The sequence below is a fragment of the Mycobacterium innocens genome (assembly GCF_900566055.1).
In the GTDB taxonomy this organism is placed as follows: Bacteria; Actinomycetota; Actinomycetes; order Mycobacteriales; family Mycobacteriaceae; genus Mycobacterium; species Mycobacterium innocens.
Window position 1 is genome coordinate 1 of the sequence record NZ_UPHQ01000303.1, and the last position, 11,059, is coordinate 11,059.

Sequence of the window (11,059 nt, forward strand, 5' to 3'; positions counted from 1 at the left end):
TATGCGCAACCGCTCGGCGGCGCGGTGTACTCCTGGCGCGAGTCTCACGGTCGTAAGGAAGTCGACGCGATCGTCGAGACACCGGACGGTTGGGCCGCATTCGAGGTGAAGCTGACGGGCGATCAAAACGTCATCGACAGCGCGGCGAAGGGCCTCCTACACTTCGCGACCAACGTGGATGCCTCGAAGCATGGCAGCCCGTCTGCTCTCGTCGTCGTGACTGCGACCGGCGGTGGTGGGAAACGAACCGACGGGGTTCACGTCCTGCCGATCTCGGCGCTAGGGCCGTAGCCGTCAACGCGTTGCACACCGCAGCGGCATCCGGGCGGGCTCCGCCGAATTGACGACAATTTTGACGACAACGGCGACAACAACTCCTCCCTCAACCGCAGCCCCACACAGCGGAAACGTCAGCGTCGTACCTGATCAAAGATTCTGGCTGCTCCTGGCAGTGTGCGGGTCAGGTCTCGACCCGACAGCAGCTGCAGCCGGTTTCCTTGCGTGGAGATTTGGTCCAGTCGCTCGGCGCTTAATGTGCGAACTGCGGTCGGCGCTTTTCGAGAAACGCGCTGATGCCCTCGTTTCCGTCGGGGGAATCGGCGCATTCGGCGATGAGCCGACCCTCCAACTCCATCTGTTCCTCGAGGCCGTTTTTGAACGACATCAACACCAGCTTCTTCACCGCTGACGCGGATTGCCTTGCGCCAGAAGCGACCTTCTCCGCGAGCGCATCCGTGCGGGCAGCCAGCTCCGTACCCTCGGCGACTTCCGTCACCAAGCCCCACGCCAACGCCTCAGCCGCGGACAGTGCTCGATTGGTCAACATCAACTCCTGCGTCCTGCGGACGCCGATGAGCCGGGGCAGATAGAACGACGAGCTGCCGTCGGGGCTCAAACCGGCTGTGGTGTAAGCCATCGTGAACGACGCCGACTCTGCCGCAAGCACCAGGTCGCCCGTCACCGCCAGACTGAAACCGGCTCCAGCCGCAACCCCGTTGACGGCGGTGATCAGTACCGCGTCCATCCGGGCGAACGTGGAGATGGCGCGGTGCAGGTCGTCGGCCATCGCCTTGACGTAGTCGCCGGGCGTGCTCGATGACGTGCTCGATGACGATGCCATCGCCCTGAGATCTCCGCCGTCGCTGAAGAATCGTCCAGCACCGGTGAGGACGACAACCTTGGTGGCACCGCGATCGCAGCGCTTGGCCGCATCAGCAAGCTCGCGGAGCAGTGTGTCATTCATCGCGTTAGCGGCATCGGGGCGATTCAAGGTGATGCGGGCAATCGGCCCGGATGACTCAAGGACGATGGCCTCGTATTCGGTCATTGCGCAACTCTAATCACGGAGTCAGCACGGCTTTGAGGATCTCGCCGCGGTGCTGTGCCTGCACCGCCTCGTTGATCTGGGCCAGCGGCATCGTGGTGATCAGCTTGTCGAACGGGAACTTGCCCTGACGATGCAGATCGAGCAGGTAGGGGATGAAGACCTGCGGGTCGGCGTCGCCTTCGATGATGCCTCGGATAGTGAGGCCGAGCAGGGGTGGCTCAAATAGCCCAACCGAAAAGACGGCCTCCGGACTGGCAGGCACGCCCAGCAACCCCAGCTTGCCCCGCACGCCAAGGCAGGCAAGCAGCTGCTCGGTGACGGGCGGCACCGCCGTAGTGTCAATCGCGTAACCGGCGCCCGCCGGTGAGATCTCTCTAATCTGGTCGGCCAGAGGGCCAGCGTTCGGGTCGATAGCATGGGTGGCGCCGAGATCGATGGCCAGCTTCCGCCTGCTCTCGTGCAGATCGATTGCGATGATGGACGTCGCCTCGCGCACCACCGCCGCCAGCACCGCAGACAGGCCGACCGCCCCCGCGCCGGCGACTACCACCGTCGATCCGGGTTGGACGTCAAGCGAATTCATCACTGCGCCGGCCCCGGTCTGGATGCCGCATCCGAGCGGTCCCACGAGTTCGACCGGGGTACCCGATGGTAGCTTCACCACGTTTCGTTCGTGAGCCAGCGCGTGCGTCGCCAACGATGACTGGCCGAAGAAGTTGGCCCCCAATGTTGTTCCGGCAGAGGCTAACCCGGAGGATCCGTCGGGGCGCACTCCGCCGAAGTTGTATGCGAGAAAGTCGTGACAATAGGCGGGTTCACCTGTCGCGCAAGTGGGGCATGCGCCGCAGCTGTTAAAGCTGACTGCGACCTGATCACCGACGGCGAGCGACTTCACGTCGGCGCCGACCTGCACCACGGTTCCACTGCCCTCATGGCCCAGGATGCCGGGCAGCGGGAACGGCAATTGCCCATGCTGCACAGCGATGTCGGTGTGACAGATGCCGGCTCCGGCGATCTCGATCAGCACCTCATCAGGTGCTGGGTCTTGAAGTTCGACCTCGGTGAGAGTGAACGGCGCGCCCACTTCTGGCACCACCGCGGCTGAGATTTGCATTCGTTGTCTCCTTACTAATCTGCGGCGTTCGATGCTCCACAGTTGGACTAGCTGTCCCGGATGGCCTGTCGAGCAGCGAGAAGACCTTCATTGCCGTTCGTCCCGCGCTAACAACTCGCCGATATGCACGCCTTCGAGCTTCGCGGTGAATTCCAGAACGGCTGAGCGATCGTCGAACCACTGCGCGACATAGCGGAAGTCGGCGTCGCAGAACATGAGTTCTGCGGCGCACAAGTATCCGGCTACCTTCGCCCGGCCCTCTTGCGGGGCGAATACAGCTGGGGAGTAGAAGACAGCATCTGGGGCGAGCAAATTGTCGAGGACGTCTGTCTTTCCTTGCTCCATGAACTCGAGCCATCGGGCGATAGCGTGCGCAGGCATCGGTTCTCCTTGGCTCTTCTCGGAAACGTTCATCGCGGCGCCATCCGGATCGCGCCGTCGAGGCGAATGACTTCGCCGTTGAGCATGGGGTTCTCGACGATGTGGACGGCCAGTGCGGCGTACTCGTCGGGGTCGCCGAGTCTGCTCGGATGCGGCACCGCAGCGCCCAGCGACTTTTGCGCTTGTTCGGGCAGCGACGCCAGCATGGGCGTCTTGAACAGGCCGGGTGCAATGGTGACAACGCGGATGGCCATGCTCGCCAGGTCTCTGGCGATCGGCAACGTCATACCGACCACCCCGCCCTTCGACGCCGAGTAGGCGGCCTGCCCTATTTGTCCGTCGAACGCTGCCACCGACGCGGTGTTGACGATGACGCCGCGCTCCTCGCCGAGCAGTTCGGTCTGGGCCATCCGTTCGGCGGCCAGCCGAATCACGTTGAACGTGCCCACCAGGTTGATCTGGATCACCTTGGTGAACTCATCGATTGGGAAAACGCCGTCCCGGCCTAGGGTCTTGACGGCGTTGACCACCCCGGCGCAGTTGACCACGATGCGCAGCGGGCCAAGCGATTCCGCGGCGTCTAGCGCTGCGGCCACGGCCGCCTCGTCGGTGACGCTGCCTCCGGCGAACTGGACACGATCGCCGAGCTCGGCGAGCGCCTCCTCGCCCTTCAGATCGAGGGCGACGACGTGCGCGCCCGCGTCAAGCAGCCGCCTCGTGGTGGCCAGACCGAGGCCGGACGTGCCTCCGGTGACTACGGCCACCGCGTCTTTGGTCTCCACTCGGCATTTCCTCTCATGGAAGCCGCTCAGTGACCGGCGAGACCGCGACTGATCACCAGTCGCTGGATTTGATTGGTGCCCTCGAAGATCTGCATGATCTTGGCCTCCCGCATGTAGCGTTCCACGCGGTAGTCGCGGGTGTAACCGACGCCGCCGAACACCTGGACAGCGTCGGTGGTGACTTTCATGGCGGCGTCGGTGGCGACCAGCTTTGCGACGGACGCGTGCCGGGAGTAGGGCAGCCCCGCATCGCGGCGTCTGGCGGCGTCCAAGTACGTCGCGCGTGCGGAATCCACCGCTGCGGCGGCGTCCGCCAGCAGGAATCCCAGGCCCTGGTGGTCGATGATCTTGCGGCCGAAGGTGGTCCGCTGCTGGCTGTAGGCGACCGCTTCATCGAGCGCGGCCTGCGCCAATCCGACTGCGAAGGCGGCGATTCCGAGGCGTCCGCTGTCCAGTGCGCTGAACGCGATTGGTAGGCCCTGTCCTTCGTTGCCGATGCGCCGCTCACGAGCGATGAACACGTCGTCGTAGTGCGCCGTCGTCGTCGGCACCGCGTGCAGGCCCATCTTCTCTTCCGGTCTGCCGAAGGTGAGCCCCTCGGCGTCTTTGGGCACGAGGAAGCAGGAAATGCCTTGTGCGCCTTTGCCGGTGCGCGCGAACAGGGTGTAGAAGTCGGCGATACCGCCGTGCGTGATCCATGCCTTGGCGCCGCTGACCCGGTACCCATTGTCCACGGCAGCAGCACTGCATAGCAGCGCGGCCGCGTCGGAGCCGGCCTGTGGTTCGGACAGGCTGTAGGCGCCGATCATGTTGCCGCTCAGCATCTCCGGAAGCCACATTTGCTTCTGCGTGTCGGTGCCGAACGCGATCAACGGATGGCAGGCCAGACTGTGGACGCTCACCGCTACCGCGACCGCCGCCCATCGTGCGGCGATCTCTTCCAATACCTGCAGGTAAACCTCGTACGGCTGTTTCCCGCCCCCCCATTCCTCGGGATACGGCAGGCTCAGCAGCCCCGCGGCGCCGAGGGTCGCGAAGGCCCCCTCTGGATAGGTCTCCATCCGCTCGTGGTGGTCGACGATCGGCTCGAGCGCCTTATCTGCGATTTCCCGCGTGAGATGGATCAGCTCGCGGGCCTCGTCGGTGGGCAGCAGGCGATCGACGGGCACGCGAACTCCTTCCGATGCGAAAGAACAGTGCCGAATCACAGTTTCACGGCACAACCTGAACGGTACCCAGGATCGGGGCCACTTCGTCTCGCGAAAGCCCATTTGGGAGAGGTAGTTACGGCAAATGGGAGGTCCCCAACATTTCGCGGGATATATACCGTATTGCTATGGACGCACCAACGCAAAAGGCCCGTGCTTCGAGGGCGACGCATGTTTCGGGGACGAACGGCGCCGAGCCGAAGTTGCGAGCGAAAACGCGATCATCGAAGTCCGACAACGACGGTGCGCCGCCGGCGCAGGCGCGATCCGGGGCCGTGCGGCCGGAGATCACCGACCCCACCGGTCAGGTGCAAAATGTCGGCCTCGACCAGCTGCTGACCGAGGCCGCCAGCGCCGAGAGCCGGTTCGTGCCCGGCGCGGAGTTTCTCAAGGCGGCCGGTGGGCTTGCGCTGCGGCCCCGCCTGCTAGCGGGCCAAACCGCGACGGTCGCAGCCGACCTTGCCCGGGTGATCGCGGGTCGGTCCGGACGCACTCCGCCAAAGGGTGATTCACGATTCCGCGATCCCGCGTGGACGCAAAGTTGGCTATTTCGCCGGATCTGCCAGGGGTACTTGAGCATCAGCGACTACGCGCGCGCTCTGGCCGATGAGTCAGGCTTGGACTGGGCCGACCATGAACGCCTGCGCCTGGTGGTCGACAACCTGATCGACGCGCTGGCCCCGACGAACTTCCCGCTGACCAACCCCACCGTGTGGAAGACGTCGATCGATCGCGGAGGAGAGAACTTCGTCACGGGCGCACGCGCCGCAGTGCGCGACGCCCGTTCCCCGATAAAGCTGCCGGCTAGTGTCGACCGCACCCCGTTCGAGGTCGGAAAGACGATGGCCGCATCGCCCGGTGCCGTGGTGCGCCGCGATGATCGCTTCGAACTCATCCAGTACCAGCCGCGAACGGAACAGGTGCATAAGGTTCCGGTACTGCTCATCCCGCCAATGATCAGCAAGTTCTATGTCGTTGACCTGTCGCCCGGCAAGAGCATGGTGGAGTTTATCGGTGACCGAGGGCTGCAGCCGTTCGCGCTGTCGTGGGCGAACCCGACCCGCGACGAAGCAGGCTGGAACCTTGAGGACTACCTCGAATCAATCGTCGAGGCGATCGAGACAACCCGCGAGATCGCCGGAGCCGACGCGGTTCACGTGGTGGCCTTCTGTGCTGGCGGAATCGCCACCACTACCGCCGTCGCGCATCTGGCCGCGCTGGGCCACATCGATCGGGTCGCGAGTCTGAGCCTTATGGTCACCGTGCTTGACGTCCGCCGCGGCGGTCCCATCCTCAGCATCGCCTCGCCCGATATCGCCAAAGCGGCCAAAGCGAAAATCAAGCGTAAGGGTTACCTCGCCGGCACAGAGTTGGCGCGAACTTTCGCGTGGCTGCGACCAAACGACATGGTCTGGAACAACTTTGTCAATAACTACTACCTCGGCAACAAACCGCCGGCGCTCGACCTGTTGTTCTGGAATCTGGATTCGATGAACATGCCGGCGGGGCTGCACGCCGATCTGGTCGACCTCGCGCTCGCCAATCCGTTAGCGAACCCCGGTGCCCTCAGGGTCCTCGGCACGCCGATCGATCTGGCCCAGATTACCTGCGACGCCTATATAGCCGCGGGCGAAACCGACCACCTCACACCCTGGCCGAGTTGCTATCGCAGCATCGAAATGTTGGGCGGCAAGACACGTTTCGCTCTGTCGACGAGCGGCCACATCGCCGCGGTCATCCACCCTCCCGGGAACCCGAAGTCGGCTTATCGCATCGGCGACGAGTCGTGCCCGACGCCGGAGGAATGGCTGCGGTCCGCGCAGGTGCACAAGGGCACCTGGTGGCAGGACTGGGCGCCGTGGCTCGCTGAGCGGGCGGGCGGGAAGGCAAAAGCGCCAGACCGACTCGGCAATAGTCGATACACGCCGCTTGACCCGGCTCCCGGCACGTACGTCTTCAAGCAATCCCAGGGTTGATGACATGCCCATCGATGTCGATGCGGTCCTTGGCGCAGAGCTCGCGGAGCGGCAGGGCTCGTGGAGCGCGAGCGATGTCATCCTCTACCACCTGGGTTTGGGCGCCGGCGTTCCGCCCACCGATCCCGCCGAGCTTGCCTACACGTATGAGGGCCAGCTCAAGGTTCTGCCGTCATTCGGGGTGATCCCGGCCTCCCCGATGTTGTTCGACATGCTGGAGCTGCCCGGCATGGACGTCGACCTGAGCAAACTTCTTCACGGCGAGCAGGAGATGGAACTGTACGGACCTCTGCCCATCAATCGCGCCGTTCGAACGTCGGCAAGGATCTGCGACGTCGTGGATAAGGGCAAGGCGGCGCTGGTGGTGCTCGAGACGGTCACCCGCGACGCCGAGAGCGATCAGCCTCTGGTCACCAACCGGTTCAGCGCGTTCATTCGGGGTGAGGGAGGGTTTGGCCAAGGCGATGCTGCGCGATCGGCAGCACCGCCGCCGGCTCCACCGGCCCGGCAGCCGGACTTCGAAGTTGACTGCCGGACCCTGCCGCAACAGGCGCTGCTCTATCGCCTGTCCGGTGACATGAACCCGATCCATGCCGACCCCGAGTTTGCCCGCAAAGGCGGTTTCGATCAGCCCATTCTGCACGGCCTGTGCAGCTACGGGATGGTCTTGAAGGCGGTGGTCGACTCGGCACTGGACGGAGATGTCGGCCGTGTCAGACGCTACCGCGCCCGATTCGCCGGAGTGGTATTCCCCGGCGAAACGATCACCGTCCGGATGTGGCAGGACCCCGAGGCGGTATTCGTCGAAGCGCTCTGCAAGGACCGCGGCACGCCGGTGTTATCGAACGTCGTCATCGAGGTCCGCTAGCAGCTTACTTGGGCGGCCGGATGCGGACGATGTCGCGCAATCTGAGGGCTGTTCGAGACCCGAAAGCGCGTCCGCCGGGTGCGATCGGTTCGGTAGCCGCCCGCCTCGCATCCACGTCGGACCAATGAGCGTCAAAGACTTCCGGCAAGCGACCTACGAGGAGGGGCAGTGAACGGGATTCTCAGTGGTCGCGCCCGTAAATTCGTCGGGGGTCAGGCCGCACGGGGCTGGTGGGGTCCGGGTACAAGTCGATCGTTCACAGGTAGACCGCGCCGAGCGTGTACTCATGGCGAAAATTCGGCCCCGCCTTGGGTGCCGCCCTACACACATTCAAAGCCGCCACCGCACACTCGATACGGCGGAATGACAGTCGGATCAGCCATCCGCCGCCGGGCGAACCGCCATCGTTGCGCTCGAACGCACGAATCTCACCGGCACCCCCACTCGCCCGTCGACGCCGCCACCAACCCCACACCGACGCCGCCCAACACCTGCGGGCAGCCCGCCCACCAACTACTGGTCACCATGAATTTTCTAGTGAGCCCGGCAAGTTGCCTACCGGTTCGGCGAAAGACCGATTTTACCAATGTGACTGGCGCACCAGGACTCCGGTGAGCGCGGCAACCAGATCAACGCCGTCCCGCCATCGTCCATTGTCGTGGCGGGCCTGGTCTCAAGCAGACCCCGCGACGGCTGTCAGTAGTCGCCGACCTCGCCCAAAACATCGATCTCGCAACGGGTGCCCGAAGCCCCGGAAAGGCGTGCATCTGCGGTAACCAGTACGACGTCGAGAGCCTCGGCCAGCGCAACGTAGGCGGCATCGTAGGTCGTCAGGACATGCCGCAGTTCCCATACCCGGTGGAGCAATGGCTGATGTGAGGACTGACGCAGCGGCAGATCCGTCAGGTCCGCCACCGCGCTCGCGGCCCTGCGAGCCGGCATCCGTTTCGCCGCGACCTGGCGGCGCCACACCGAGACCACCTCGAGGTCGATGAGTTCCGGAGCAACCAACGTCTCGTGCGCCAAACGTTCCCGCGCGAGCCGGCCGTCCGACCCGTCGTCGCCCAGCGCTACGGCCAGTACGCTCGCATCAACGACGATCACGATCAGCCCGAACATCATCGACGGCGGCTCTGAAAGACACGCGGCCGCCGCGACGTGTGGTGATGCGGTCGAACACCTCATCCAGCGTGGGTTGATTCGCGTCGGCGATGAGCCGACTTCGGAGGTATTCCTGTAGGGATTGATGTGCGCGTGCGGCTCGCTCCCGCAGAACTCGGTGAGTGTCCTCCGGAACGTCCTTGATCTGCACACTGGGCATGGCGCTATTTTGGCGCCAGGAGCGCCAAAACGCAAGTGCCCGGCTTGACTCACGAAAACTGCCCGCGCAACACCCTCGGTGCCTGACCGGAAAATGACCCAAGGTGAGCGGGCAGGACGAAGGCACCCGGCGGAGCCGGGTATTTGTGTGCTGGTGCTGTGGTGGGTCGGGTCAGGCGGCGGGTTCGAGGGTGACGCGGTAGCCCATCGCGGCGAGCTGGGTGATGTGGTTGCGTAGCTTTCGGTCGGTGTTGGTGCGGGTGGCGTGGTAGTCGGAGCCTAGGTCGTGGAAGCGCGCGGCGGGGTTGGACAGCAGGTTCCAGATGATGACCAGGATGGAGCGGGGCGACCGCCACGAGGGCCTTGAGCTTGCCGCGGCGTTTGACGATGCGCCGGTAGCGTTCCCCCAGGAAGGTGTTGGTTTTGGCGGCGGCATTGGCTGCCTCGCCGAGCGCGCCTTTCAGATACGGGTTGCCTTTACCGGTGGGCCCGCCGCGCTGCACCGGCCCGGACTGAATCGTGCGGGGGGACAGCTTGGCCCACGAGACCAGGTGCCCGGCGGTGGGGAACCGGGTCATATCCAGCCCTATCTCGGCGAGGATGACCTGGGCGCCATGTGACCCGACGCCGGGGATCTCATCAAGGCGGGCCTGCGCCGACAGCACCGCGGTGTCGGCCTCACAGCGTGCCGCTATGGCGGTGTCGGCGGGCTGTGCGTCGGGCATGGCGGCCAGCAGCTCTTCGATGCGGGTGCTCAAGGTGGTGATCTGGACATTGAGAGCGTCGATCTGATCGAGCAGCATCCGTGCGAGTTCGCCGTGGTGAGCGTCGAACCGTCCGGTGAGGGCTTCGATCAGGGCGGCCCGTTTGGTTTTCATCCGCCCCCGGGCCAGATCGGCGAGCCGCCGCGGGTCGCGTTCACCAGCGATCAGCGCCTCGAGCATGTCGCGCACCGACAGCGTGTCCAGCGTGGACGCCACCGCCGACACCTTGATCAGCGAGTCCTCGAGCAGTTTCTCCACCCGCTGCCAGTAACGAGTCCGCTCACGGATCAGATCGGTGCGCAGCCGGGTGTAGTCGCGAAACTCCCGAATCGGCGCCGGCGGTACGAAACTTGGCCGCAACAGACCCTTCTCGGTCAGTTTGGCCAGCCAGACAGCGTCGAGCTTGTCCGTTTTCAACCGTCCCGGGACGTTTTTGACGTCGCGGGCGTTGACCAGCTGCACCGACAGCCCCGCCGCCTCCAACAGGTAGTACCAGATCCGCCAGTAATCCGACGGTGACCTTCTCGATCCGGTCCGCCACAAGCTGGGCGGCCAGTTCAGTGATCGCGCCGGTCGTGGCCACCACATCCCACACCCGGCTGGACCTGCGACCAGCAGCGTCCCTGCACGCGCGCACACATACCTTGCCCGAGGTCTTGGCCACATCGATCGCGGCGACCCGCTCGATGACCAGCTCGTGATCGGCGTCGGGAATCTCCTCCGGCTGTCCCGGTTGAGCTCGGTTGTTCACTTGCCTTGCCCTCCAAACACATTCACACTGGACAGGTCGGGTCGCCTGGGGGCCTCGGTCAAGGGAACCGAAATTCTGACCGGCGTGCTCGAAGCAACAGTGCGTGACCCTTCCAGGTCGGGCCCCGGCGCCAGGCTCACGTGCGGGCTCACACACCCAAGGAAACATCGGCGTCGGCAGGCGACCCGACCCCATTTTCACGCCTGCGAGGCGTCACCCAGAGGGATAGGGGGCTCACGTAAGAATGCCCGCGAAATGGTGACTGTTGTGGGGCATGGGAAGTGGGTTGTCGATGACGTCTCGTGCCGAGATCACCGCGAGGTTCGCCAAGTCGTATGTGAAGGCTTCGAAGAAGGCCAAGTGCCAGATTCTGGATCAGGTGGTCAAGGTGCGTTTCGTCAAGTGGTTTGGCCCCACTGATCTGCATGAATTTTGGCCCCGGGCGTTTGGTGTTGGGGCTTGATAGTTGGTGTGCTGGTTCGGCGGCAGCGAGGTGCGCTGCGTGTTGGTGTGCGGTGTCGAGTTCGGCGGCGGTGTGCTGGGCGTATCTGATGGCGTTTTGCAGGTT

The 11,059-nt window shown here is 64.5% G+C and carries 10 protein-coding genes and 2 pseudogenes; 3 read left to right on the plus strand and 9 right to left on the minus strand.

Going from position 1 to position 11,059, the window contains the following annotated elements; all coding sequences use genetic code 11:
* Positions 1-291: pseudogene (locus EET03_RS30570) on the plus strand (hypothetical protein); the annotation flags it as partial.
* A 238-nt stretch (positions 292-529) separates the two neighbouring features.
* Here EET03_RS30570 and EET03_RS28195 read toward each other — a convergent pair.
* The 5 genes from EET03_RS28195 to EET03_RS28215 form a co-directional block, all read right to left on the minus strand.
* Positions 530-1,327, minus strand: a complete 798-nt coding sequence (locus tag EET03_RS28195) for an enoyl-CoA hydratase/isomerase family protein (protein WP_075541843.1) — start codon at positions 1,325-1,327, stop codon at positions 530-532.
* Positions 1,328-1,340: 13 nt separating this feature from the next.
* Positions 1,341-2,441 carry an NAD(P)-dependent alcohol dehydrogenase gene (locus tag EET03_RS28200; RefSeq protein ID WP_075541842.1) on the minus strand — a complete coding sequence of 367 codons (1,101 nt, stop codon included), beginning with the start codon at positions 2,439-2,441 and terminating at the stop codon, positions 1,341-1,343.
* Positions 2,442-2,528: 87 nt separating this feature from the next.
* On the minus strand, positions 2,529-2,822 hold the full coding sequence (locus EET03_RS28205) for a nuclear transport factor 2 family protein (RefSeq protein ID WP_082274522.1): 294 nt from the start codon (positions 2,820-2,822) through the stop codon (positions 2,529-2,531).
* A gap of 29 nt (positions 2,823-2,851) precedes the next feature.
* A complete protein-coding gene (locus EET03_RS28210; protein WP_075541840.1) occupies positions 2,852-3,604 on the minus strand; it encodes a 3-hydroxyacyl-CoA dehydrogenase in 753 nt (250 codons plus the stop codon).
* A 26-nt stretch (positions 3,605-3,630) separates the two neighbouring features.
* Positions 3,631-4,773, minus strand: coding sequence for an acyl-CoA dehydrogenase family protein (locus EET03_RS28215; protein WP_075541839.1), 1,143 nt, complete (start codon positions 4,771-4,773; stop codon positions 3,631-3,633).
* 167 nt (positions 4,774-4,940) lie between these two features.
* Here EET03_RS28215 and EET03_RS28220 point away from each other — a divergent pair, with 167 nt between their 5' ends.
* Both EET03_RS28220 and EET03_RS28225 read left to right on the plus strand, forming a co-directional pair.
* Positions 4,941-6,788, plus strand: a complete 1,848-nt coding sequence (locus tag EET03_RS28220; protein ID WP_082274521.1) for a PHA/PHB synthase family protein — start codon at positions 4,941-4,943, stop codon at positions 6,786-6,788.
* A 4-nt stretch (positions 6,789-6,792) separates the two neighbouring features.
* The gene (locus EET03_RS28225; RefSeq protein WP_075541838.1) at positions 6,793-7,656 is read left to right on the plus strand and encodes a MaoC/PaaZ C-terminal domain-containing protein; all 864 of its coding nucleotides are present in this window, start codon (positions 6,793-6,795) and stop codon (positions 7,654-7,656) included.
* 696 nt (positions 7,657-8,352) lie between these two features.
* On the opposite strand, the gene EET03_RS28230 is transcribed toward EET03_RS28225, so the two are convergent.
* The 4 genes and pseudogenes from EET03_RS28230 to EET03_RS32565 form a co-directional block, all read right to left on the minus strand.
* A complete protein-coding gene (locus EET03_RS28230) occupies positions 8,353-8,778 on the minus strand; it encodes a type II toxin-antitoxin system VapC family toxin (protein WP_279637767.1) in 426 nt (141 codons plus the stop codon).
* The gene (locus tag EET03_RS33195; protein WP_075510669.1) at positions 8,747-8,977 is read right to left on the minus strand and encodes a FitA-like ribbon-helix-helix domain-containing protein; all 231 of its coding nucleotides are present in this window, start codon (positions 8,975-8,977) and stop codon (positions 8,747-8,749) included. Before EET03_RS33195 ends, EET03_RS28230 begins: the two co-directional genes overlap by 32 nt.
* 171 nt (positions 8,978-9,148) lie before the next feature.
* A pseudogene (locus EET03_RS28240) lies at positions 9,149-10,491 on the minus strand (IS110 family RNA-guided transposase).
* Positions 10,492-10,725: 234 nt separating this feature from the next.
* Positions 10,726-10,851, minus strand: a complete 126-nt coding sequence (locus tag EET03_RS32565) for a hypothetical protein (protein ID WP_279637768.1) — start codon at positions 10,849-10,851, stop codon at positions 10,726-10,728.
* Positions 10,852-11,059 lie beyond the last annotated feature (208 nt).

What these genes read in the sequence shown, in the direction of transcription:
- EET03_RS28195 (WP_075541843.1), bottom strand. Translation starts at nt 1,327, where the DNA reads ATGACCGAATACGAGGCCATCGTCCTTGAGTCATCCGGGCCGATTGCC.
- EET03_RS28200 (WP_075541842.1), bottom strand. Translation starts at nt 2,441, where the DNA reads ATGCAAATCTCAGCCGCGGTGGTGCCAGAAGTGGGCGCGCCGTTCACT.
- EET03_RS28205 (WP_082274522.1), bottom strand. Translation starts at nt 2,822, where the DNA reads ATGCCTGCGCACGCTATCGCCCGATGGCTCGAGTTCATGGAGCAAGGA.
- EET03_RS28220 (WP_082274521.1), top strand. Translation starts at nt 4,941, where the DNA reads ATGGACGCACCAACGCAAAAGGCCCGTGCTTCGAGGGCGACGCATGTT.
- EET03_RS28225 (WP_075541838.1), top strand. Translation starts at nt 6,793, where the DNA reads ATGCCCATCGATGTCGATGCGGTCCTTGGCGCAGAGCTCGCGGAGCGG.
- EET03_RS28230 (WP_279637767.1), bottom strand. Translation starts at nt 8,778, where the DNA reads ATGATGTTCGGGCTGATCGTGATCGTCGTTGATGCGAGCGTACTGGCC.
- EET03_RS33195 (WP_075510669.1), bottom strand. Translation starts at nt 8,977, where the DNA reads ATGCCCAGTGTGCAGATCAAGGACGTTCCGGAGGACACTCACCGAGTT.